Consider the following 24,999-nt stretch of genomic DNA (forward strand, 5'->3'; position numbering starts at 1 on the left):
CAGATTAGCCCTGCATTTGTTCGAGCTCGTTCCCTGCAGTTTCGCGAACAAATTTAAACACGAAAAAGACTGAAAGAAGCGCGCACGTAGTATAGATACTGTAAGCGCCTGCCAATCCAATCCCAGTTAGCATGAGTGGGAAAGTCATGGTGACTGCAAAGTTAGCTAGCCATTGTGCTAAGCCACTTACAGCGAGACCAGAGCCTCTGATTTGGTTAGGAAACATCTCACCTAGTAAAACCCACATTACAGGCCCCCAGGATAAATTGAAAAAGAAAACGTAAGCATTGGCGGAAATAAGCGCCACACTACCTAATCCGCCAAGAATCAAATTTCCGTTGATGTCGCTCGATGAGTTGACGAAGGTGAATACCATGAATGCGAGAGAAATAGACATTCCTATTGAACCAATAATCAGAAAAGGTTTACGCCCTAATCGGTCAATGAGAAACATGGTGATAACACAACCAGCGATACTTACAGCGCCTGAGATAACGTTAATTAAAAGTGCATCAGCCTCTGAAAATCCCACAGCTTGCCATAGCACCGCTCCGTAATAAAAAACCACGTTTATTCCTACAAGCTGCTGAAATGTAGCCAATCCGACACCTACCCATACAATGGGACGCAGACGGTTTCTCGTTTTGTCGATTAAATCTGAAAACTTTGGTTTTCGGTCTTTTTTGACTAAAGATGCTTCAATCTCCAAAAGTTTTCTTTGTCCTGCTTCTTGACCATACAACTTCTGTAAAATGGCCAGCGCTCGTTTACTGCTTTGCTTCATAACTAAAAAACGTGGGCTTTCAGGAATGAAAAATAAGCTTGCAAGAAATAGTGCGGCTGGAAACAATTCTATCCAGAACATCCACCTCCATGCTTCATATCCCCACCAAAAAGGAGCTGTTGATACCCCCGCCATATTGGCTACAACATAATTACTGACGAATGCGCTAAATAAGCCGAAAATGATGGCTACTTGTTGAATAGTGATAAGCTTACCCCGTATGTTTGCTGGAGCAATTTCACTAATATAAGCAGGTGCAATCACTGAGGCAGCTCCGACTGCCAACCCGCCAATAACGCGATAAACCACAAATTCGGTAGAGCTTATTGCTATACCTGACCCCCATGCACTAGCAATAAACAATGAAGACGATAACAAAAGAACGGTTTTACGCCCTACTATGTCCGAGAGCCTTCCTGCGATGAAGGCACCAACTCCACACCCAAGCAGCATACTGGCAACATTGAACCCGGTGCCAACAGAGTCAGAACTAAAAGCCAGTTTCAGCCCGTCGACAGTGCCGTTAATTACCCCGCTATCGAAGCCAAACAAAAAGCCACCGATAGTAGCCACCACACTAATAAGGAAAATAAAAATAAGATTTTCTTTTTCTTTGCTATCTTTCACAAAACTACCACCTAAAAGATTAATATAAGAGCACTACAACTGGCAGCTCGCCTGACCCTGATTTGCCACTAATTTAATTGTGTTTAGTTGAATGGACGCAGTGCCAATTACCTCTAACTCAAAAGGAACTTTTATGTTTTTCATATCAGCGCCTGTATCAGCAAAACAACTGAGTTTCAAAAAGCCTTGCTGCCATCCCCCGCCTGCTTTTGCTTGTATTGTTGTCGTCACGTCCAGGTTGGACTTGCATTGACTTTCGCACCCCAGCTTTATTGAGGCGCGCTGTATGTCTGCTGATAACACCTGGTAGTCTATCTGTAGAGCCATATCACCATTCGACTGACGTTCAAGGTCAATCGGTTCTCCCTCTATTAAAAAGCTTCCTCTATCTAACCAGTTCACAATAACCGAATCTTCTTGGGCGAGATAATCAGCCGATTCAACATTCATGTTGCCACCCGCACTGCTGCTTTTTCCCTGTAGGTACTGATTGCGACCTTTGACATCGCTCAACACTAGTCGCCATGGTGATACCGCTGCTCCAGCAATCAAAAAGTTTGATATGTGATAGTCGCTTATTGTCTCTGCTTGGGTTTCATCTAGCTGTTCAACGCTGACACCGTCCGTTACAGAGAGTCCATATCCCAAAGCGAATAAGGGGTCATAGTTGGCATTTTCACCACTCAAAACATCATGGTCGGCTTTTTTGGGCCACGAGAAACTTAGGCGCCCAATGAAGTCATGGTTAATTTTTTCTTGCTCATTACGCATTATTACGTCTGCAATTCCGCCGCCTTCAGTTCCAGGCAACCAAGCTGCAACAAACGCATCGGATGCGTTTATTTCTGGATTCACCCATAAAGGTCGTCCGGAAATAAATATCGAGACAGTGGGGATATTTAACGCCTTGAATTTTTGAAGAAGTTCTAATCCAGTGTTATCGGTGAAATCTACGTGGGGTCTATCTCCTTGGAACTCTGCGTAAGGTTGTTCACCGAAAACGATGATCGCTACATCCGGTCGTACTTCAAATTCACCCTCTGGATGATAATCGACTGTACCCTCACTACCGGCTACCGCCGATCTAATGCCGGCAAGAATTGACTCTCCGTTGGGAAAGTCGCTATTGGCATTACCTGTACCCTGCCAGCTTAACGTCCACCCGCCACTAGCTTGGCCAATATTGTCAGCGGCTGTACCCGCCACAAGAATACGTTGATTCGGGCTAAGCGGTATTAATTGCTGGTTATTCTTTAATAATACCAGTGATTTTCTGACCGCCTCTCGCGCCACGGCTCGATGAGATTCGGAACCCAAACGCTTATAGTCACCCGCTAGTGGCCGTGATGATGGTAATCCTGCATCGAACAGACCTGCTCGCAGTTTTACTCTTAGTATTCGGACCACAGCCTGATCTAAACGAGCTAACGTAATTTCTCCTGACTTTACTTGCTCAAGTGTATTTTGATAGAGCTTCTTCCAGCTATCTGGCGCCATAAACATATCAAGACCTGCGTTAAACGCATTAGCACAAGACACATTAGTGCAGCCTTCAACTTGTCCGTGCCCATTCCAGTCGCCCACTACAAAGCCATCAAACCCCATTTGAGCTACCAATACATCGGAGAGCATGGTCTTGTGTCCATGCATTTTTATACCGTGCCAGCTATTAAATGACGCCATTATTACCTGCACACCGGCTTGTATTGCGGGTGGATACCCAGCGCCGTGGACATCGCGCATTGTTATCTGATCATCTACGTTGTCACCTTGGTCTTCACCATTACGCGTACCCCCATCACCAATAAAGTGTTTAGCGGTTGATATAATATGATGTGAATTTAAAAACTGGTCCGTGTTCACTTTTCCCTGAATACCGGAAACGAGTGGTTCAGCATAGCTCGCAACAATGGCCGGATCTTCAGAAAAGCTTTCGTAGGTTCTTCCCCATCTGCTATTTCGTGCCACAGCCAAGGTTGGAGCAAATGTCCAGTCTAACCCCGTTACTCGCATTTCAGTGGCGGTTACCTTTCCTATTTTTGCCATTAGTGCAGGGTCGTTGGCCGCTCCTAGTCCAATGTTGTGAGGGAAAATAGTTGCTCCTACAATATTATTGTGTCCGTGAACAGCGTCACTTCCCCACAGCAAAGGAATGCCGACTCTGCCGTTAGATTTATCAGTAGAGGCCAGCCAAAATTCGTCAGCTAGCGCCAGCCACATGTCCGCTTCTGCACGATTATTTTTCTCTGGCGCAGAGTTTCCACCATTTAATACCGCGCCAAGATAAAATTCTCTAGCTTCTTCAGGGGTGACAGAATTGATGTCAGCTTGAATAATCTGCCCCACCTTCTCTTCCACAGTCATTGCATTAAGTAACGTAGCGATTTTCTTTTCGTGTTCACGGTTTACCGTTATTGGAGATTGCTGTGAAGGCCACGCCTTAGGTTCTATTTTAGGAACGTCTTCTCGATAAATAGTTGTGTTCTTTTTTTCCATACCCGTGCAAGAAGAAGCCAAAAATACAAAAGCTAACGCAGAAAAATAATGGACCTTTGACATCTCTTTAAACCATCAAAAATTGTTGATGGTGTAATACTGCCAGAAAAAATAATCACCACTACGCGATGCATAAAAAACACAAACGACTTACAACAATTCATAAACAGATTATTTACATCCTGCGCTAACATGTTGTTGTCCTGTTGAAAAGGCATCTATCGCACGTTTGCTACTTCCCTTGTGCTAAGTAGGTTTATGTGCAGGGCGCGGTTGAAATACCGGAAGTCCCTGCGTTAGCTCCGAGCGGGATTTTTAATCCGGTTGAGGAAAAAGGCGTCGTCAACCAATTGCCCGATAAATTCACTGTTACTTTCAAGTAATTGGTATACGTGGAAACAACGCTTGGTATATACGCTGACAGAGAGCAAAAAATAATAGTTTATGAAAATCATCGAACTTAAATCTGATGCAATGCGTGTCACTATAAGTGATTTTGGTGCTCGCATCCTCGATTGGCAGGTACAAGTAAACGGCAGCTATCGGTCGATTGTGCTTAAGTACAATAACGAAGAAGATTATTTATCCGACCAATTTTACCTAGGTGCAATTGTTGGCCCATTTGCAAACAGAATTAAAGATGGGAGGGTAGATATTAGAGAAAGCCAAGTATTGCACCTTGACCGCAACGAAGGCCTTAATCATTTGCACGGAGGGGAAAATGCAATAGATAAACAGGTATGGCAAATCACTCGTTGTTCACAGAGCGCTGTACGGCTGGAATTAGTTATTCAGGATATGTGGAATGGTTACCCTGGAGCACTAGAACTTACAGCTGAATACACATTAGAGAATAACCGGCTTCGACTTCGCGTAAGTGCACTCTCGGAGAAAGACACAGTCGCGGGAATGTCAGCCCATAGTTACTTCAATCTTAACGGAGTTAATAGCCATCGAGGTGGCTTAGAGCAGTGGCTTACCACATGTGCAACTCACGTAAATATTAACGATTCGAACGGCCTACCAATCCGCCCTCCTCAGTCAGTAAAACATACGCAATATGACTATTCAAAGCGGTATCTTTTAACTCAACAAAAGGGGGCTGAGGTTCTCGATAACAATTTCATTTTTTCCAATTCGTGCTCCAAGGCTATTTTGGAAAGTTTCGATAGATATTTGAAGCTGGAAGTATCTTCAGACTACCCTGCCATGCAGCTTTATACCGGAGGTCATTTAAGTGAGCCTTTTTGTAAAAACCAGAGCGTTTGTATAGAACCGCAGTTCGGCCCTGACATGCCTAATTGTAAAAATCATCCCTTGGGGTTACTTCCAGCAAATACGCTTCAACAACACATAATCGACTATACAATTACCACAGAATGATAGTTCCCAGTTTCAACATTGTTGCAATATCGCTTTAAACACTTGGGGAACTATCAATGGTAACACCTAGATGAGGGCGTTATCTCACAGTATTTCCTATAGTCTGTCAGCAAGCATGTTTTCCAGCTTTTGTTGATCGATAGCAAAGTTGCGTATGCCTTCAGCAAGCTTTTCTGTCGCCATTGCGTTTTGGTTCATTTCCCAGCGAAAGGTTGCCTCATCTAGTGGTGCAGGGGGAACTTGGTACTCATTTGTATCACAAAGCATACGAGGTAGCGGATCTGAACAGTTTGCCAGTGCCTCCAGAAGCTCTGGACTAATAGTTAATCTGTCACACCCAGCCAAAGCCTGAATCTCACCGATATTTCTAAAGCTCGCTCCCATAACAACGGTTTTATAACCATGAACTTTATAATAATTATAGATTTCGGTGACCGATTTAACTCCAGGGTCATCGTTAGGTAAGTACTCAGCAATATTGTGATGAGACTTGTACCAGTCTAATATTCTGCCGACGAACGGGGATATCAAAAACACATTTGCTTCGGCACACGCTCGTGCCTGCGCAAAGTTAAACAAAAGCGTAAGGTTACAATTAATGCCTTCTCGCTCTAACTGCTCAGCGGCTTTAATTCCCTCCCATGTCGAGGCTATCTTTATAAGAATACGAGATTTGTCGACGCCTTCTTCCTCATATAGTTTTACGAGTTGTTTAGCCTTATCTATAGTGGAAAATGTATTGAAGGACAGTCTAGCATCTACTTCCGTAGATACTCTTCCAGGTACAAACTCGCTTATTTCTTTACCAATAAGTACACAGAGCATGTCGTTGGCGTGCAGAATTTGCTGTTCCTTATTATTAGCCTGTGCCCTTGCCCAGCTAACTGATTTATCTATCAAATGCTGATATTGAGGCAAAGTAGTGGCTTTTAAAATTAAGGATGGGTTGGTAGTGGCATCATAAGGTCGATACGTTTTAATTGCTTCCACGTTTCCTGTATCTGCAACTACGGTAGTCATATCCCTCAATGCATCTAACTGATTTTTCATTTCTTTACTCTGTGATTATTTAAAAGGACTTTAGGTCAGTTCGGAAGAACTTTGAGTATTAATGTAAATCGCAAATACAGGGCGCAGATATTATGATTTTGGATATTGGTGTTGCGAAAAATCTGACTGAAAAAACATAGCCTATACCTTTTCCAAAAAAGTGAAATAACCACTAAATAACAAATAAATTACAAAATTAAAGAATTTCATTTCCACATTTCATAATTGCGATAGCCGATAAAAAGAATGACCATTTCGGCCTGGTTATGTTCTGGAATGTAGTTATGTATTTAGGGATCGATTTAGGAACATCTGGTTTAAAAGCGGCACTTATGGACGACGTAGGTAATATCATCGACACGAAATCTGCGGCGTTGTCTGTGAACAGTCCCAACCCCCTATGGTCTGAGCAAAACCCACTTGATTGGTGGTCAGCAGTAGAGTCGGTTATTGACCAGCTTTCACAGTCTCATATCGTTTCACAGATAAAAGCGATAGGGCTCTCTGGGCAAATGCACGGCGCTACTTTATTAGATGAAGCTGGAAGCGTAATAAGGCCCGCAATTTTATGGAACGATGGGCGATGCCAAGCGGAGTGTTTGGAAATTGAAGGGGTTGTTTCAGACAGCCGAAGACTGACTGGCAATATTATGATGCCAGGGTTTACTGCACCCAAGTTGCTGTGGGTCAAGAATAATGAACCTAAGCATTTTGAGAGAATTCATAAAGTGCTTTTGCCCAAAGACTATTTGAGATTTCGGCTGTGCGGCACGTTCTTTTCTGATATGTCAGATGCGTCAGGCACAATGTGGATGAACACCCGAGAACGCTGTTGGGATGAATCGCTTTTGGCTGCATGTGGGCTTACGAAAAAGCACATGCCAGAGTTGGTCGAGGGGCCCCAAGTAACGGGGACATTATTACCCGAGCTAGCCCGGAAGTGGGGAATAGACGAAATCCCAATTGTGGCCGGTGCAGGAGACAATGCAGCCGGCGCAATAGGCGTTGGGTTGACTGAGCCTGGTCAAGGCATGATTTCACTGGGCACCTCTGGCGTCTACTTTGTCGTAGCTGATCAATTCAGCAGCTTCCCTGAGAAAGCAGTACATAGCTTTTGTCATGCCTTACCTGACCGCTGGCATTTAATGTCGGTAATGCTAAGTGCCGCCAACTGCCTTGACTGGTTCGCCAAATCAGTAGTTGGAAAAGATGTTCCAGCTGTACTTTCTTTGCTAGAAAATGAAGACGGCCCGTCGGAAAATGCGCCGTTTTTCCTTCCATATTTAAGTGGTGAACGTACGCCGCACAACGACCCTAATGCATCTGGCGCCTTTATTGGTCTTACACACCAACATTCCACAAAAGATATGGCTTACGCTGTTTTGGAGGGGGTTTGTTTTGCTATGGCTGATGGTGTAGATGCTGTTCATGCCTCAGGTACCTCTGCGAATGACATTTGTTTAATTGGCGGTGGCACTAAAAGCGCCTATTGGCGACAAATGATGGCGGATATCTTAAACCTAAAACTTTCTTACAAGCAGGGAGGAGATGTCGGCCCAGCACTAGGAGCTGCAAGGTTGGCTCAACTGGGAACCTGCGAAAACAGTCAAGTGCAAAATGTGTGTGGATCGCCACCTCTGGTTGATATCCACAACCCAAATGCAGAGCATCATCAAATTTATCAGCGAAGACGAAACCTATTCGTTTCGCTTTATCCCGCTATTCAGCAAGCGGTATCGCCTTTATCTCAAACGTCAACGGAGCGCTAAATTATGTCAGCTTATTTTGAAAATATTAAACCTATTCAATATGAAGGACCTGAATCAGACAACGATTTAGCTTTTCATTACTATAACCCCGAAGAGGTTATTTTGGGAAAAACCATGGCAGAACACCTGCGTTTTGCAGCGTGTTACTGGCATAACTTTTGTTGGGATGGCGCTGATGTGTTTGGTCAAGGCACCTTTGGCAGACCGTGGTTGAAAGACGGCGACCCCATGAAACGCGCAGTTGAAAAAGCTGATGTCGCATTTGATTTTTTCAGTAAATTGAATGTTCCTTATTATTGTTTCCATGACACCGATGTGGCGCCTGGCGGAGACAGCATTAATGAGTATGTCAGCAACTTTTCATCTATGGTCGATGTGCTTGAAGAGAAGCAAGCACAAACAGGACTGAAGCTTTTATGGGGTACAGCGAACTTATTTAGCCACCCAAGATATTGTGCTGGCGGTGCCTCAAACCCCAATCCTGAAGTTTTTACTTTTGGCGCAACACAAGTTTTCCATGCTATGAACGCTACCAAACGGTTGGGTGGTGAGAATTATGTACTATGGGGCGGAAGAGAAGGTTATGAAAGTCTCCTTAACACCAACCTTAAAAAGGAAGATGAACAGTTGGGGCGCTTCTTTACCATGGTCGCAGAGCACAAGCATAAGATTGGCTTTAAAGGAACGCTACTCATCGAACCTAAGCCTCAGGAGCCTACAAAACATCAGTATGACTACGACTCGGCCACTGTGTATGGTTTTCTAAAACGTTATGGACTAGAGGACGAGTTCAAAGTCAATATCGAAGCGAATCACGCTACGCTTGCTGGCCACTCTTTTCACCATGAAATAGCAACAGCAATAGCATTAGGTATTTTTGGCAGCATTGATGCTAATCGTGGTGATGCACAAAACGGCTGGGATACTGACCAGTTTCCAAATGCTGTTGATGAGTTAACGTTGGTCATGTATGAAATCTTAAAAAATGGTGGCTTTACTACTGGCGGACTGAATTTTGACTGTAAACTTCGTCGCCAGAGCTGCGCCCCGGCAGATTTATTCCATGGTCATATAGGGGGCATGGACCATATGGCCTTAGCGTTACGAAAAGCAGCAAAAATCATCGAGAACGACTTTCTGGCGCAAGCTAAAGAAGCAAGATATAAAGGCTGGCAGAGTGATTTAGGTAAAGCAATTGATAGTGGTAAACACAGCTTAGAATCATTAGCAGAGCATTGTGTATCGAATAACTTAGCGCCCAAAGCCGTGAGTGGTCAACAAGAGCTACTCGAAAATAAACTAAACCGCGCACTATTTGGCTAATTTTGCCTACATCGCGGGCTGGAAGAATTTCTAGCCCGCTTTTTACCTTTAGTCTTCTCACTCGATTTTCATCAACATCACTTCATTATCTTTTTGGAATAATTATGAAATTTTCGAACCCTATGGCTAATGCTGTACGTGCTTTATGCATGGATGCGGTAGAAAAAGCTCAGTCTGGTCATCCCGGAGCTCCTCTGGGAATGGCGGATATCGCCTATACGCTCTGGACAAAACATCTCAGACATAACCCATCTAACCCTGACTGGTTCAACCGCGATAGATTTGTTTTGTCAAACGGTCATGGTTCTATGTTGCTCTATGCACTGCTTCATCTAACTGGCTATGACCTTTCTATCGACGACCTAAAGCGATTTCGTCAGCTACACTCTAAAACGCCAGGGCATCCTGAATATAGCTACACCCCGGGGGTAGAAACCACCACTGGGCCGCTAGGTCAAGGACTTGCCAATGCTGTGGGGATGGCTATTGCTGAAAAAGTTTTGGCCGCACAGTTTAATAAACCTGAATATGCGGTAGTTGACCATTATACCTATTGTTTTGCTGGCGACGGTTGCTTGATGGAAGGCATTTCCCACGAGGCTTGTTCTTTGGCAGGGACGCTGGGATTGGAAAGGCTTATAGTATTTTGGGACGACAATGGTATTTCAATAGATGGCGAAGTGAAAGGCTGGTTCACTGACGATACGCAAGCCCGATTCCAAGCTTATGGCTGGCAAGTTATCGCTAACGTTGATGGTCACGACCATGAGGCTATCGACAATGCTATTTTAGAAGCGAAAAAGTGCGCGGGCAAACCCACGTTAATTTGCTGTAAAACGGTGATTGGTGCTGGGTCGCCAAATAAGGCTGGTAAAAACAGTAGCCACGGTTCACCGCTCGGAGAAAGTGAAATTCGGGCTACGAGAAAAGCCCTCAACTGGCATCATGAGCCTTTTGATATCCCTAGTGATATCTGCAATGAGTGGGACGCCAGAGAGGCCGGCGCAGCGTGGGAGAATGAGTGGAATACCTTATTCAAGAGGTTTAATGAAGCGCATCCTAGACTAGCGAGCGAATTTACACGACGCACTGTTGGCCAGTTGCCAGAAGACTTTTCACAAAGCGCCAATAGTTTCATCCACTCAGCGCAAGCTGAAATGCAACCTATGGCAACACGTAAAGCGTCCCAAAACGCTATTGAATTTTATGCGAATCTTCTACCTGAAATAATCGGAGGCTCAGCTGACTTGTCGGGGTCCAATTTAACCATGTGGAACTCATCTCAACCGATAACCGCAGAAAATGCTTCAGGAAACTATCTGTTTTACGGAGTGCGAGAATTTGGAATGACTGCTATTGCTAATGGAATTAGCATCCACAGTGGTCTTAAACCATTTTGTGCTACCTTTCTAATTTTCATGGAGTATGCTCGAAATGCTGTACGAATGGCAGCATTAATGGGCCTTCCTAGTATTTTCGTTTATACCCATGACTCAATCGGTCAAGGCGAAGACGGCCCTACTCACCAGCCAATTGAGCAACTTGCCACGCTGCGTATGACGCCTAATTTGGATACATGGCGGCCCTGTGACGCTGCGGAGACGGCGGTAGCATGGAAGATAGCACTTATGCGCTCAAACGGCCCCACCGCTTTAGTTTTTAGTAGGCAAAGTGTGAAGCCCCAAGCAAGAACCTATGACCAATTACACAAGATTGAAAAAGGTGGCTATACTCTTCGCCCTTGCGAGGGCGAACCTGACATTATCCTCATTGCCACTGGTTCAGAAGTCCCACTTGCTGTTGAAGCCGCTGAACAACTGATCAACTTGCACGATATTAAAGCCAGTGTCGTATCCTTACCCAGCCCAAGTGTATTTCTGCGTCAAGAATCTACTTACCAAGAACAGGTATTGCCCCCTCACGTAACATGTAGGCTAGCCATAGAGGCCGCACATGTCGATTACTGGCACAAGTTCGTGGGGCCTGCGGGGGAAATTCTTGGCCTGGACAGCTTTGGGGAATCGGCACCAGGCGAGGTTCTGTTCTCACACTTTGGCATTACCGTGGACAATGTGATTGCAAAAGCTCGAAAAGCTCTCGCAAAACGGAACACTTTTTAAGGGGCTGAAAGGGCGGACGCCACTTTAATTAACCGGTGAAGACGATATCTAAAGGGAAAAATATGAAACAACGAAAACTTGGCAAATCTTCTATTTTCGCGAGCGAAGTTGGTCTGGGATGCTGGCAATTGGGAGGAGATTTTGGTCCAATCGCTATAAAAGATGCTATTCATATCATAGAAGCTGCCTTAGAAAACGGTATTACTTTTTTCGATACCGCTGATGTATACGGAGCGGGGCGAAGCGAGTCTATTCTTGGTGAACGGCTGGAGCAAACAAAAGCAGACGTAAAAATAGCCACTAAATACGGCCGTGGTGAAGGCACCTACCCCAGTGGTTATACGCTTCAAGATATGCGCGACGCTATTCAACGCTCTCGTGATCGGCTGCGTCGCGATAAAATTGATCTTCTTCAACTTCACTGCATACCACCTTCGGTTTTAGAAAAAGGTCACATTTTTGATTTCTTAAGACAAATGCAACAAGAAGGCCTTATCGATTATTTTGGCGCTAGTGTTGAAACCATTGATGAAGCGATGATGTGTGTAGCACACCCAGACCTAACTTCTCTGCAAATTATTTTTAACCTATTTAGACAGGCTCCTAAAGATGCTTTATTCAAAGTAGCCAAAGAAAACCAAGTTGGTATTATTGCGCGCCTTCCCCTTGCCAGCGGTTTATTAAGTGGCAAGTATAACGCTTCAACGTCATTCGCTGAATCCGACCATAGAAACTACAATAAAGATGGCGAAGCTTTCAGTGTTGGCGAAACCTTTTCTGGAATTGATTTTAATGAAGGTCTTAAATTGGTAGAGGCGTTGCAGCAGATAAAGCCCTCTGAAATAACGATGGCAAACTTCGCTATGCGGTGGATTTTAGACCATGAAGAAGTAACAACTGTAATTCCAGGAGCCAGCTCTGCACAACAGGTTATGCAAAACGTAAACGCTTCTACTATCGCTCCTCTTTCAAGCGAAAGTCACAAATTACTGTATGAACTATACCAGTCTAAAATAGCGAATCTAATTAGGTGCCCAGTGTAATATAAAACCTTTGTATTTTAAGTCATTAGTTCAATAATAAACCCCTCTTTTGTCAGAGGGGTTTATTTTTTCTAGTAGCCGGGGCTACATCATTCTTTAAGGAAATGTCACTAGCACGTTATCAAGCAACACAGTATCCTCACTTGCGCCTGAAAACGATCCATTAATTTGAAATGCTATCCTTTCAACGTTTGCGATGTCGCCATTACCATTGTCAACGGGAGTGAAAGTAAAGACGTTTTCACCTGGCACCACATTTTGAATATTTCCGTACAGTCGTGTGTAACTAGGCGCTCCTGTCTGAACATAGCCCTGCACATTCAATCCATTGTTGGCCTGCTCCTCGGTTACTGTAACCGTATATTTTAGACTTGCACCTGTATAATCAGTAGGGGAAAACTGGACTATATAGTTATGTGAAGCACTTGAACCGTTTGGAAGTAATTCAGCCGATTCGCGCAGCGCGTTGTGCACCACATTTGCAGTTGTGCCGTATTCACCTTGCCAGCCTTCAACAGTTTCTTCAAAATCATATTCAACTACATTACTCGCCGGAACCGTTACAGGAATAGTAACAATCACACTATTTAACAATACGTTTTCGTCTAACGCCCCGGTTAAAGGCCCGTTAAGTTGAAAACCTATTCGTTCAATAATTTCAATGTCACCATTACCATTATCCAGCGGGCTTATTCTGAACGTATTCTCGCCCGCCACTGGCGTAAACGCCTCACCATACATACGCGTATAGTTTGGCGCTCCGGTTTGGATAAAGCCTTGAATCGTTAGACCTGCGTCCGCAAGCGTTTGAGAAACCGTTACGGAATAGTCCACGGTTGCATCGGTTAGGTCAGTTAACGCTATCTCGCGAATATACACCTGCTCATTCGCGTTACCGGCCCAGTCTGGTATCATTACAGCCGCCTGTGCCGCCTCATCATAATCTACAGACGCTCCAGTACCATAATCACCGCGCCAGCCTTGAACATCATTCAGAAAATCGTACTCAATCACAACGGGCTCTAAGTCGTCACCTGGAATGAAGATTTGTAGATCCAAGACCAAGCTGGTGTAGCCGTCCTGCTCAACTTGTACGTAAAGATTTCTCAATGCAGAACGTAAATTTTCAGTAGTGGTAATTTCACCCGTTTCACTGTCGATAGTGAATTCCCCCTCACCCGAGCCACCTAAGATTGACCAAGTGACGGGTTCACCTTCGGTGTTAACCACGCCGTCAAATGTTTTAGACTCAAGGACTATAACAGAGGTCCCGATTGGTGCATCTGCGCTAACCTCCAGCAGACCCGGATTTGTGATGGTAGGAGAGAGGCCTCGCATGTAACTGCGTAACCACTTCAGAGCAGGTTTTTCCGAACCGTTTTCCAATGCTAATATAGCACCTTGATTTTCGCGCCAGTGACCCGGTAAATACCCCCACATAGTTATCCCTTTAACTGCCGGATGTTCCCAAAATAGGGGGAATATTCTTTGATAATCCAGTAATTGAATAAGCTCGGTCGGGCCATCGATATCAAGCTCAGTAACGTAAACATCTAATCCTGTTTCTGACGCGATTCTATCGAGATTTTCTAACATAGCTTCGTTAGGACCAGTTGTAGAAAAAGCATGGCCTTGAAAGCCAAAGTCATCAAGTAGTCCACGTGCTTGAAGTAACTTCGCTAATTCAATAGCAAGGTCAGTACGAGAGGCAGAGTTGATTAAATTATACTCATTAAACATCAAGCGGGTAGTTGAAGGGAAAATATTTCGTGCCATCTGGAATGCATTGATGATCCAGTCGAACTTAGCGGCCTTATTTGTGGCTTCGGGCGTTGATAAGCCATTATTTTCAAATTGGCTAATTAATTCCGAAGTGGTTTGCGGATCAAATAAACGCAACGCATCAATATAGCCTGGGCCATCATTGGCCAGATTTGGCGGATCATTATCAAATTCATTTACCACCTCAATAAAGTCGATAGCTTCATATCTTGCGTTTACGGCATTAAACCATTCCAGAATTTCTTCAAGTTGTTCCTCTGCAGGCAAATCTGTTATCCATTCAGGCTGCTGATTCCCCCATACGAGAACGTGATGCTTATAAGGGAAGTTGTTGGCTTTGGCGAGCTCATAGGCTTCATCAAGCTCAGCCCAGTTCATTACATCTCTGGTACCTTCCACTGATCCCCATTTGCCTGCATTTTCGGGCGTAACCTGATTCCAGTAAGCTTCGAAGTTAGGTCGCTGTCGTCCACAGCAAACTCCCCCGAGGAATTTCTCTTGCCCTGTAGCAAGTGGAGGTCCAGCGGGAACGAAAGGTGGAGGCGGTTCAATAAGGTTACCAGCACGGCCATTTTCTAAAGCTTCTATAGTGAACAGAAGATCTTCTTTGGCAAATGCAAACTTATCAATGGCTAAACCATCTTCGCGACCAGCAAATCGAAACACCTGATCTAAGCTATTATCAGGTACCGTATAGGTCGGGCCTGCTATCCGTGTCCATTTCCACACGTTGCTTGCAGCTGAACCTCCCGAGATAACTAAACTGTTCGCTTCATAGCCCGGCTCTCCAGGCACCACAAATCCTGTAATATTATTAAGCGTTTCCCAGCCATTATTTCTACCAAACTCAGTAGGGAGAAAGAAGCTGTCGTCTTCAACTGTATTTGGGCCAACACGCACTCTCGCATATAGCGTATATTCTCCGGCATCAGGGAATGCGACTTCAAGTTCGATAACACGAGCATCATCGGTTGGCGCATTAGTGTCTGTTTCATTGATGGTCACGAAACTAGGGTCGCCCTCAATAACACTAAAGGCGTTACCTTTAAACAGTAGCGTGCCGGCACTCCCGCCCTCTGCCTCTGCATAAATTGCAACGTTAGGATCTGCCTTTTGAATAACAGCATCAAAGGCGAGCCTCGCTCGATTCGGTTCAAACGTCGTTTTAACCGAGACGCTTTGACCAGCAGGTAATGATGCTTCACTAACTACAAAATATGGCGCACCACTTTCGCTTAGACCATCCTCGCCCGTCACCCCAATGGTAGCGTTTTTAACAAGCATTCTTAGAGGGCCTTGAATGTCCTCATCACTATCATTTTGTATTTGTACATTAACAACGTAGACTCTGTTCGTTCTGTCAAATAAAGGTCGAGATTTGCTAATCGATATTTCTTCAATATCAGTCCAGTCGGCGAAAACGGGTGAAGCTAGCCAAGTTAAAGAAGTAACTATAATTAGTTTCAGTAAAAATTTTTTCATTGTACTAGCTCCTCTGCCAACATAACTGCTTTGCTCGCGACGTTCGCGCGCCTAAAGCAGCCAAACTAATCATCATAAGTATTACTCCACTAGGCGCTGGAACCGGCACACTGTTTTCAGTAATGGATACGTTATCTATTCGAAGAGTAGAACCACCTAAATCGGTAAAACCATCATCATCTGCACCTAACAGAAGCTGAAAATCTAGGGACAAATTCGAGATTGATGTAAGCGATGGCTCAAGCAGAAAAGAAAGAGTGTAACTGGCCAAGCCGTTAATATCGGCTTCAAAAAGGCTCCCGGTAGAGCCCGTATTACTATAAAAATTGATGCCATCAAAAAAGCTAATAACAAAATAATCGGCAATAAAGCTATTATCGATGTCTGATAATTCACTATTTACCTCAATATCCATGCTCAGAGTGAGTGGTCCACTTCCCGCTGAGCTGAAATCTAAAAACTGAAATAATGTGTTTGCAAAAAAGGCTTCTGTATCTGTGTAGTCAACACTAATTACAGCCTCACAACTGGGGGCGGTGCCATTTATGGAAAAGTCATTTCCCGACGCTATAATGCCAGCGCCATCTGTATCTCGTTCCCATCCTGCAAAATTACACGTTGAGAAATCGCCGTTTTCAAGAATTGCTGCGTTCACAGCGGGCAAATAGAGCATTAATAAGCTTAATAAAATACTTCGATAAACCAACATAGCTATATTCCTAATTTATTTATTGGGGGGCACTCCGTCATTACTAAAAAACGAAATTTAACTTAGTAATAACGTAATAAGGCCAAACGTGACGTTTGGTTATAGTGGAGAATAGAGAATTGTCAGTAACATTTTCATAACAAAAAACGGTATTGCATTTACAATTTTTGGTTTTTTATTTCTCGGATAGTTTACTGCTAATAAGTAGCATTAGAATGAAAGGAGAATCGGATGAAACAAGTAGTGTTTAGGTGCACCATAATATTACTCATATTCAGTAGCCGTTCGGCCTTCGCTGAGGTAAAGCTTCCCTCAGTGCTGTCCGATCACGCCGTACTTCAGCGCGATATACCAGTTTCTCTTTGGGGATGGTCTAGCCCTGAGGAAAAAGTAACCATTTTCCTAAATGGTGAAACATTGGCTGTTACAAAAGCTGACAAAGAAGACGGCATTTGGCGCACCTCACTACCCAAACAACCTGCGGGCGGACCTCATACCCTGACATTTGTTGGCAACAATACTGTTGAAGTCAAAGACGTATATTTCGGGGACCTGTGGCTGGCGTCTGGGCAATCTAACATGGTGTTACCGCTAGCCAGAATAAAGGAAAAGTTTCCTGACATTGTAGCAAATGAAAGCAGACCGTTGATCCGCGAGTTTAGTGTACCTATGCAGTACAATTTCAAGCAGCCAAATATCGATGTAAAAGACGCACAATGGAAATCGGCCGATAAACTTAGAGAGCGAGAATCGTTTTCAGCCGTTAGTTTTTTCTTTGCACGCGCAATTCAGGACGATGTGAATGTACCAGTAGGTATTGTTCTAAGTGCAGTGGGTGGAACGCCAATACAGTCGTGGATGAGTGAAGATGCATTGGCCTCATTTCCCGAGGATTTGAAAGAAGCGAAGCACTTCCAAAGTGATAATGTCATTAACTCAATTATATCCCAAGATGCTGAGCGACAACGACAATGGGAAGATTACATATCAACTCACGATAAAGGTAATGTATCGCCCTATTGGTGGTCAAACAACATTGACGAAAGTGACTGGACTTTATTTTCGGTGCCTGGTTTTCTAACCGACGCGGAGCAAAAGCCTATTAATGGCGTGCATTGGTTCAGAAAACGCTTTCAGTGGCCTCGTCACCTTGTAGGTGAACAAGCGACACTTGTGCTTGGAGCACTTGTCGATGCGGACACGACTTATGTAAACGGCACCAAAGTGGGGCAAACTACCTATAAGTATCCTCCCCGCCGTTACACGGTGCCCGCTGATGTGCTTAAACCTGGAAGCAATACTATTACTATTCGCTTAGAAAGTCATAGGGACCACAGCGGGTTCGTTTCTGACAAGGAATACTGGATTGGCGCAGGTGAAACTCGCGTAGATTTAAACGGCGAATGGCACTACAAACTTGGCGTTGTCCATGAACATCTTCAGCAAACCACCTTCATTCAATACAAACCCATGGGCCTGTACAATGCCATGATCAACCCACTGACATCTTTACCAATCAAAGGAGTTATTTGGTATCAGGGGGAGTCAAATACAGCTAATCCAGATAAGTATGGTGATATGTTTAAAACCATGATTGAAGACTGGCGAAATAAATGGAACAACCCCACGCTGCCATTTTTATTTGTTCAGTTGGCTAACTTTAACCCGCGTTTGTCAACGCCAGCCCAAAGCGGTTGGGCTGAGTTAAGAGAACAGCAAGCATCCGCATTGTCTTTGCCCAACACGGGCATGGCGGTGGCCATCGACGTAGGTGAATGGAATGATATACATCCTTTAGATAAAGAATCAGTTGGTGAGCGACTCGCCAAAAATGCGCTCCATAAAGTTTACGGTAAAGACATTGTGTACAGCGGCCCTATGGCAACAAAGGTAACTCTAAAAGGAAGCCATGTGTGGATTAACTTTAAGTATCAAGGCGGTGGCTTGTCCACTTCGGGTACTAATTTGACAGGGTTTGAAATCGCGGATGAAAGTGAAGTGTTTCACTGGGCAAAAGCAGAGATTAAGGGGGAGCGTGTTCAGGTTTGGCACCCCGATGTAAAGCACCCTTCGGCCGTCCGTTATGCTTGGGCAGACAACCCAGCCGCGAATCTATATAACAAAGATGGGTTACCTGCCGCTCCATTTCGTTTTAATTTGGATTAGTACCAGGCATTAGCTTTTGCTTATAGGAAACACGTAACTGTTAAATTCTGCATGGAAGAAAACATGCAGATTTAACAAGTGCATTTGACTTGCGTGTGTCATGGTCATTATCACTTTATATTGCGTGTACTATTGTCCTAAACCTCACTCTTACCCCCTCCTTTTAACCGTTTTTTATTGTCTTGGGCTTAGTTTTACAAAGTTTTATAAGAGGAAACTCAAAAAAAACAAAAAATTAACATACTCGCCTGCCTTAAGATTGCGCGAGCATCTTAGAGGTGTGAGTAAATTAATGTCCAAGTTAGGTGGGCAGCTTTCGGAGGAAACATGACTGATTTGATACGAACATTTGCTTTATTGATCGTGTTCTGGGTAGGGATAAATAGTCCAGTAATCGCAGCTGAGTCATTTGTGCACTTTGAGCGCGATAGCGGTGATTTACCTTTCGCAGTCGATGGCCAGCCAGCTCCACTGATCTTCAACAATGGTGAACCTAAAGGCGTAATCATGGCGATTGAACAGCTCAAAGGTGACATTAAGAAAGTAACAGGAAATAGTCCATCTATCGCCGAGCCACAAGTTAAACAATCGGCTGTTGTCATTATCGGGACATTGGATAACAGCCCCGAATTACAGATGCTTGAACGGCAAGGGAAAGTCGACTTCTCGCGTATTAGGGGTGAATGGGAGGCATATCATATTGAGGTAATTCCCTCCCCCATGCCAAACATAGCACAAGCGTTAGTGATCGCCGGTAGTGACCGCAGGGGGACGATTTATGGCATTTACGAACTCGCACGGCAACTTGGCGTTTCACCTTGGTATTGGTGGGCCGATGTTCCCGTCAGCACTCATAAAAATATCTATATACATCATAAAACTCAGATCATAGACCAGCCAAAAGTAAAGTACCGAGGCATTTTTTTAAATGACGAAGCACCTGCGTTAACGGGGTACGTGAAAGACAAATTTGGCAACTATAACAATGAATTTTACCAGCATATATTCGAACTACTCCTACGGTTAAAAGCCAACTTTCTCTGGCCAGCTATGTGGAACAATGCGTTTAGCGTTGACGATCCAATGAATGCTCAACTGGCACATGATATGGGCATTGTAATGAGCACCTCCCATCATGAACCGATGATGCGGGCAGATAAAGAATGGAACAAGTTCGGGGAGGGAAAATGGGATTATGCGGTAAATCAAGACAATCTATATCAGTTTTGGACGGAAGGAGCAAAACGTCATAAAAGTTTCGATAGTGTGTTCACACTAGGTATGCGTGGCCAAGAAGACACGCCGATGAGTGAAACTCAAAATATCGCACTTTTAGAAAAGGTGGTCACCGACCAAAGAAAGATATTATCCGATGTTTTTACTGAAAAGGATGTGTCTGACATACCACAGGTGTGGACCCTTTATAAAGAAGTTCAAGGCTATTATGAAAATGGAATGCGAGTGCCCGACGATGTCACACTCCTATGGGCTGATGATAACTGGGGCAATATTCGACGTTTACCTACACCAGAAGAGCGCCAACGAAAAGGTGGAGCTGGCGTATATTATCATTTTGACTATGTGGGGGGGCCGCGTTCCTATCGCTGGATTAATACCGTTCCTATCGCCAAAATATGGGAACAGATGCAGTTGGCTTATCAATTCGAAGCACGAGAAATATGGATAACCAATGTGGGGGACCTGAAACCCATGGAGTATCCAATTGATTTCTTTTTGAACATGGCGTGGGATCCAACACTTATGGATACCGAAGCGCTTGCAAACTTTGGATTAAATTGGGCTAGCCAACAATTTGGTAAAAAACACGCAAAGGAAATTGCAGATATCGTTGAAGGTTATACGCGCCATAATGGCAGGCGTAAACCTGAGCTTGTTGCGCCCTCTACATATAGTATATATGTATACGACGAAGCTCACCGTATTTCTGAAGAACTTGCTGCACTAGAGCTAAAGGCAGAATCGATTTACCAAGACTTACAAACATCCTATCAAGATGCCTTTTTTCAGCTTGTCCTTCATCCAATTAAAGCTGTGCGCATTGTCTACGAATTAAACCACAACCTTGCGAAAAACAGACTGTACGCCCTGCAAGAACGTGCGAGTGCGAATGATTATGCCCTAAAAGCGCGAAAGTGGTTTGCACAAGATGCTGCTCTAGAAAGAAGGTACCACGAGCTAAATAATGGGCGCTGGAACCATTTTATGTCTCAACCCCATATTGGTTATACCAACTGGAACAACCCACCAGAAGACACCATGCCGGTGTTACATATCAACAAACCAAATGCTGTGTCTGATATGGGCGTGTCTATTGAAGGCAGTGCCGCAGCTTGGCCACAGGATAGCGGTACATCATGGCCTCATAATAGCAATATGAAACTAACGTTCGAATCTTTCGGCCAATCCCAACGCTACATTGAAATATATAACAAAGGTACTGTTCCCTTTGATTTTACCGCAGAGGTCTCTGCTCCTTGGATACGTCTAAGCCAGCAAGAAGGAAAAGTAAAAGATGATAAACGCGTATTAGTCAGTATAGATTGGGAAAATTTAACGATAGGCCACCATGCCGGTCATATTGTGATCTCAGGAGCAGCTTGGGGTGAAGCAAAAATCAGTATATCGGCAATTAAACGACAACAAGAAAGTATCAAAGGTTTTGTGGAAGCTGACGGATATATCTCAATAGAGGCAGCCAATACACAACGACGGCAAAGCACCGATAGCGGCTTATGGTACGAAATTCCACTACATGGCCGCACCCGCTCATCTATGGCAGTATCAATGCCTATCGATGAAACATTTGTAGAAGATTTAACTGCTTCGCCAGTCATTGAATACGACCTTCATCTGTTTAGCAGCGGCGACATAAGCATTCAAACAATTGTAGCGCCAAGTCTAAACTTTGTTCCTGATCGGGGACTGCGCTACGCAATTTCACTGGGTGAAGAGCCTCCTCAGATCATCGATATTCTAGAGGATAACAGTGACAAAGCATGGCAGGATTCAGTTAAAAAGGGCGTTCGCTATGCGATAAGTCACCATACTTTAAAGACACCCGGAGCGAAAACCCTAAAGATCTACGCCATTGACCCTGGTGTAGTGATTCAAAAAATAATTGTGGACACAGGTCGCTTAAAACCGAGTTATCTTGGCCCAGAGCAGAGTGTTTTTATCGAGTGACTAGGAGCGGGTGGCTAGCCTGCTACGGACACTAATGATATTTGAAGTCCTCTGGCTTTATGAATATGAATATCGGTGTGCTGGCCGGCTTTTCGGTCCAGCGCATTTCCTTTTTCTTGATAAATTTCTCGGGGCCAATTTGTAATTTATCCAAGATTAATTGACAGGGCTTAGTGTGGAGGAGGTAACTATGAGGAGACACGAGAGCTCGTTGAACACATATCATTCTGATGCCTGAAGAGAGCGAACTGTCGGTAGTGAACTTTTAATAAAATTAGTGTATCGCCTTAACAGACCGACGTATAAAGCCTTAAAACATAAGGCGAAAACGTACAATGTGATATGGACGATACACTAGCTCTCACGAAGAGGTTTTAACGAAACCTCTTTAAAGGCATTACACTTGTAATATGTTAAACCGCTTTCGGTTGAATGCCGCTTTAACCCTACTTTTCTTCTACATTACTCGACGCGTACATCGCCGTAAGGGGAGAGCGTTATAATTTTTCCATCATCGTCATATTCTATCGGTGCCACCTTAACGGAACGCAAATGAGTTACGCCACCCGAGAGTGTACTATCGTGGTAAAACAAATAGTGTTTACCTTCAAACTCACAAATTGAATGGTGCGTTGTCCAACCGACCACGGGCTCAAGAATTCGTCCAGCATAAACGAATGGCCCGTAAGGACTATCGCCAATTGCATAGCAAAGATAGTGGGTATTACCTGTCGAATAGGAGAAGTAATACTTCCCTTTATGTTTGTGCATCCACGATGCCTCAAAGAAGCGACGCTCATGGTCACCCGCTAATAAAGGTTTGCCACCTTCGTCTACAATCAGTATCTCTCTGGGCGTATGGTCAAATTCCAGCATGTCACCGCTCATCTTGGCCACTATTGGACCAAGCGCAGGCTCGCCGTCTTGGGGTTCTGCAAAAGAAGCGTTGTACTTGTTATCTCTATAGTTCTGCAGTTGTCCACCCCATATACCACCGAAATACATGTAATGTGTTCCGTCGTCGTCTTCAAACACGGCTGGGTCAATAGAATAACTTCCGCCGATAGGTTCAGGCTGTGCCATGAATGGACCATGAGGAGTATTGCTTACAGCAACGCCAATTTGAAAGATTCCATCGCTTTTCTTCGCAGGAAAATAAAGAAAATATTTACCATTTTTAGTCGCGGCATCTGGTGCCCACATTTGGCGCTCTGCCCATTTCACATTATCCACGTGCAATGCTACACCATGATCTTGCACCGGTGATGTTAGCGAGTCCATGGAAAGTACATGATAGTCGCACATAGCAAAGTGATCGCCATTGTCGTTAAAAGGTATTCCCGCTTCAATATCGTGAGAGGGATAAATGTAAATTTTTCCTTCAAATACGTGTGCAGAAGGGTCTGCGGTGTAGATGTGCTCTACAAGAGGCTTGGATATCGCAGACTCTTTATATGTTTCGATCTCATTTTCATATTGTTTCTCTGGCATTTTATACTCCTTAAAGCTCTACCTTCACAGCCCGCCTTACCATTAATTCCTTTTCAATTTGAGTCTCTTTACTCTTGTCTATGCTATACAAGAACAGCACAGCAATAACACAAAGTAAAAAAGGTATAGCAGCATAGACACTCACCGATAATTTAATTCCTTCAACCGCGGCTACGGTTTGCGATGACAATTCTGCATCATATCCATAGGTAGCCAGTATGCCCGCGACTAACGCTCCCCCTATGCTTAGGCCAGATTTAAGCCCAAATATCATTGCGGAAAATATAATCGCGGTGGCTCTACGGTTATTTTTCCACTCTGAATAGTCCGCAACATCCGCCACCATTGCCCAAAGTAAGGGGATCGTAATGCCATAAAAGAAGCCATGCATAATTTGACTCAAAAACACCCAACCTATTTCTGTAGGAGGTATAATGTAGAAAGCGAGTATAAAAAGTGTTGAGACAAATAGAGCGCATCCAAATACATCTCTTTTGCCAAATTTATCAGCTAAAGGTTTGCAAAACCCTATCCCAACAATCATAAAAATAATGCCGCCAGCATTAAACAAACTAAAGCCAGATGTCGCCGCATCTTCAGGCCAGCGAAATTCGGTCAGGCCAGCATTAACGAGTATTTTGTTGAGTGCATTTATAGACGCGTTGAATTGAATATCATTTAGGAATATTTGAATGTGAGCTGCACTTAAATAATTCTCGAAATAATAGATATACATACCGCCTTTTAAAGCAAGCGTGACGAAAACTAAAATAGTGACGCAAAGAATAATTAACCAAGGCCGATTGCCCATCAAATCTGTTATGTCATCCTTGATACTCGAAGACATTCCTGGTGAAGGGATCACTCTTTCTTTCGTAGTTATAAAAGTAATCAGAAAGAAAATAATACCCACAACAGAAAATATCATTATGGTATTTTGAAAGCCTGCTGCTTTATCCCCATCTCCTAAAATCAACACAAGAGGTAGCAACAAAACCTGAATAATAAATTGAGCAATCATTACCGCGACGAAACGGTAGGCCGATAGACTGTTTCGATCTTTCATGTTGCCAGTCAACACGCCGCTTAGGGCTGAATACGGAAGGTTGTTCGCAGAATAAATCACGACCAACAATACATATGTGGTAAAAGCGTATATTAACTTTCCTTGGTCACTCAACGCGGGTGTACTAAAGGCAAGTAAGGAGATTATACCTAAAGGAACTGAAGTCCATAGTATCCATGGCCTAAACTTGCCCCAGCGTGTATGAGTACGGTCTGCTATCACACCCATCACAGGATTAAAAAAAGCACCTATCATGCCGCCAACAAAAATTATTGTTGCAGCCGTGGCCGGCGGGATTTTATAAACATCTGTGTAAAAAAAAGCCAGAAAAGTCATCAGTGTTTGAAATATAAGGTTGGCGCCTAAGTCACCGAGGCTATAGCCTATTTTTTCTGTGATAGATATGGAATTGGTTTGTGCATTCATTTACTGCGTCTACTTACATATAGAAAAGAAAAGTGGAATAAGTGTAATAAAAATTTGTTATCATCATGTTGCAACTTG

Annotated in this window: 14 protein-coding genes; 7 read left to right on the forward strand and 7 right to left on the reverse strand. The window is 43.9% G+C overall.

The annotated features are described in order from the left end of the window. Nucleotides 1-4 precede the first annotated feature (4 nt). Together ACFI6J_RS04520 and ACFI6J_RS04525 are read right to left on the reverse strand one after the other, a co-directional pair. On the reverse strand, nucleotides 5-1,411 hold the full coding sequence (locus tag ACFI6J_RS04520) for a sugar porter family MFS transporter (protein WP_014951359.1): 1,407 nt from the start codon (nucleotides 1,409-1,411) through the stop codon (nucleotides 5-7). 33 nt (nucleotides 1,412-1,444) lie between these two features. Continuing rightward, entirely contained in the window at nucleotides 1,445-3,970 is a 2,526-nt protein-coding gene (locus tag ACFI6J_RS04525) for a glycoside hydrolase family 3 protein (RefSeq protein WP_156087268.1), read from the reverse strand. A 381-nt stretch (nucleotides 3,971-4,351) separates the two neighbouring features. On the opposite strand from ACFI6J_RS04525, the gene ACFI6J_RS04530 reads away from it, so the two are divergent. Beyond that, the gene (locus tag ACFI6J_RS04530; RefSeq protein WP_156087267.1) at nucleotides 4,352-5,290 is read left to right on the forward strand and encodes an aldose epimerase family protein; all 939 of its coding nucleotides are present in this window, start codon (nucleotides 4,352-4,354) and stop codon (nucleotides 5,288-5,290) included. A gap of 96 nt (nucleotides 5,291-5,386) precedes the next feature. On the opposite strand, the gene tal is transcribed toward ACFI6J_RS04530, so the two are convergent. Beyond that, complete coding sequence (gene tal / locus ACFI6J_RS04535) at nucleotides 5,387-6,340, reverse strand: transaldolase (RefSeq protein WP_014951356.1); 954 nt, start codon at nucleotides 6,338-6,340, stop codon at nucleotides 5,387-5,389. Between the two features lie 284 nt (nucleotides 6,341-6,624). Between tal and xylB the strand changes: the two genes are divergently transcribed. From xylB to ACFI6J_RS04555, 4 genes are all read left to right on the forward strand, one after another. Beyond that, complete coding sequence (gene xylB, locus ACFI6J_RS04540; RefSeq protein ID WP_156087384.1) at nucleotides 6,625-8,109, forward strand: xylulokinase; 1,485 nt, start codon at nucleotides 6,625-6,627, stop codon at nucleotides 8,107-8,109. 3 nt (nucleotides 8,110-8,112) lie between these two features. Further along, nucleotides 8,113-9,432: a xylose isomerase gene (xylA, locus tag ACFI6J_RS04545; protein WP_014951354.1), complete on the forward strand. Its 1,320-nt coding sequence runs from the start codon at nucleotides 8,113-8,115 to the stop codon at nucleotides 9,430-9,432. A gap of 104 nt (nucleotides 9,433-9,536) precedes the next feature. Beyond that, nucleotides 9,537-11,552, forward strand: a complete 2,016-nt coding sequence (gene tkt / locus ACFI6J_RS04550) for a transketolase (protein WP_156087266.1) — start codon at nucleotides 9,537-9,539, stop codon at nucleotides 11,550-11,552. A 62-nt stretch (nucleotides 11,553-11,614) separates the two neighbouring features. Then, on the forward strand, nucleotides 11,615-12,595 hold the full coding sequence (locus ACFI6J_RS04555; protein WP_014951352.1) for an aldo/keto reductase: 981 nt from the start codon (nucleotides 11,615-11,617) through the stop codon (nucleotides 12,593-12,595). 96 nt (nucleotides 12,596-12,691) lie between these two features. Here the strand turns inward: ACFI6J_RS04555 and ACFI6J_RS04560 are convergent, their stop codons facing one another. Beyond that, nucleotides 12,692-15,859 (reverse strand): endo-1,4-beta-xylanase, encoded by a 3,168-nt coding sequence (locus ACFI6J_RS04560; RefSeq protein WP_156087265.1) that lies wholly within the window; start codon nucleotides 15,857-15,859, stop codon nucleotides 12,692-12,694. 4 nt (nucleotides 15,860-15,863) lie between these two features. Beyond that, nucleotides 15,864-16,568, reverse strand: a complete 705-nt coding sequence (locus ACFI6J_RS04565) for a hypothetical protein (protein ID WP_014951350.1) — start codon at nucleotides 16,566-16,568, stop codon at nucleotides 15,864-15,866. A gap of 231 nt (nucleotides 16,569-16,799) precedes the next feature. On the opposite strand from ACFI6J_RS04565, the gene ACFI6J_RS04570 reads away from it, so the two are divergent. Then, on the forward strand, nucleotides 16,800-18,734 hold the full coding sequence (locus ACFI6J_RS04570) for a sialate O-acetylesterase (protein ID WP_156087264.1): 1,935 nt from the start codon (nucleotides 16,800-16,802) through the stop codon (nucleotides 18,732-18,734). A 327-nt stretch (nucleotides 18,735-19,061) separates the two neighbouring features. Next, nucleotides 19,062-21,938 (forward strand): glycosyl hydrolase 115 family protein, encoded by a 2,877-nt coding sequence (locus tag ACFI6J_RS04575; RefSeq protein WP_156087263.1) that lies wholly within the window; start codon nucleotides 19,062-19,064, stop codon nucleotides 21,936-21,938. Nucleotides 21,939-22,400: 462 nt separating this feature from the next. Here ACFI6J_RS04575 and ACFI6J_RS04580 read toward each other — a convergent pair whose 3' ends face one another. Continuing rightward, nucleotides 22,401-23,429 carry a glycoside hydrolase family 43 protein gene (locus ACFI6J_RS04580; protein WP_014951346.1) on the reverse strand — a complete coding sequence of 343 codons (1,029 nt, stop codon included), beginning with the start codon at nucleotides 23,427-23,429 and terminating at the stop codon, nucleotides 22,401-22,403. Nucleotides 23,430-23,439: 10 nt separating this feature from the next. Next, entirely contained in the window at nucleotides 23,440-24,921 is a 1,482-nt protein-coding gene (locus ACFI6J_RS04585) for an MFS transporter (protein WP_014951345.1), read from the reverse strand. Nucleotides 24,922-24,999 lie beyond the last annotated feature (78 nt).

The sequence above is a fragment of the Alteromonas sp. G4i13 genome (assembly GCF_054960505.1).

Coding starts and splice junctions, on each gene's coding strand:
- ACFI6J_RS04580 (WP_014951346.1), bottom strand. CDS start 23,429: ATGCCAGAGAAACAATATGAAAATGAGATCGAAACATATAAAGAGTCT.
- tal (WP_014951356.1), bottom strand. CDS start 6,340: ATGAAAAATCAGTTAGATGCATTGAGGGATATGACTACCGTAGTTGCA.
- xylB (WP_156087384.1), top strand. CDS start 6,625: ATGTATTTAGGGATCGATTTAGGAACATCTGGTTTAAAAGCGGCACTT.
- ACFI6J_RS04555 (WP_014951352.1), top strand. CDS start 11,615: ATGAAACAACGAAAACTTGGCAAATCTTCTATTTTCGCGAGCGAAGTT.
- ACFI6J_RS04570 (WP_156087264.1), top strand. CDS start 16,800: ATGAAACAAGTAGTGTTTAGGTGCACCATAATATTACTCATATTCAGT.
- ACFI6J_RS04560 (WP_156087265.1), bottom strand. CDS start 15,859: ATGAAAAAATTTTTACTGAAACTAATTATAGTTACTTCTTTAACTTGG.
- tkt (WP_156087266.1), top strand. CDS start 9,537: ATGAAATTTTCGAACCCTATGGCTAATGCTGTACGTGCTTTATGCATG.
- xylA (WP_014951354.1), top strand. CDS start 8,113: ATGTCAGCTTATTTTGAAAATATTAAACCTATTCAATATGAAGGACCT.
- ACFI6J_RS04575 (WP_156087263.1), top strand. CDS start 19,062: ATGACTGATTTGATACGAACATTTGCTTTATTGATCGTGTTCTGGGTA.
- ACFI6J_RS04530 (WP_156087267.1), top strand. CDS start 4,352: ATGAAAATCATCGAACTTAAATCTGATGCAATGCGTGTCACTATAAGT.
- ACFI6J_RS04565 (WP_014951350.1), bottom strand. CDS start 16,568: ATGTTGGTTTATCGAAGTATTTTATTAAGCTTATTAATGCTCTATTTG.
- ACFI6J_RS04525 (WP_156087268.1), bottom strand. CDS start 3,970: ATGTCAAAGGTCCATTATTTTTCTGCGTTAGCTTTTGTATTTTTGGCT.
- ACFI6J_RS04585 (WP_014951345.1), bottom strand. CDS start 24,921: ATGAATGCACAAACCAATTCCATATCTATCACAGAAAAAATAGGCTAT.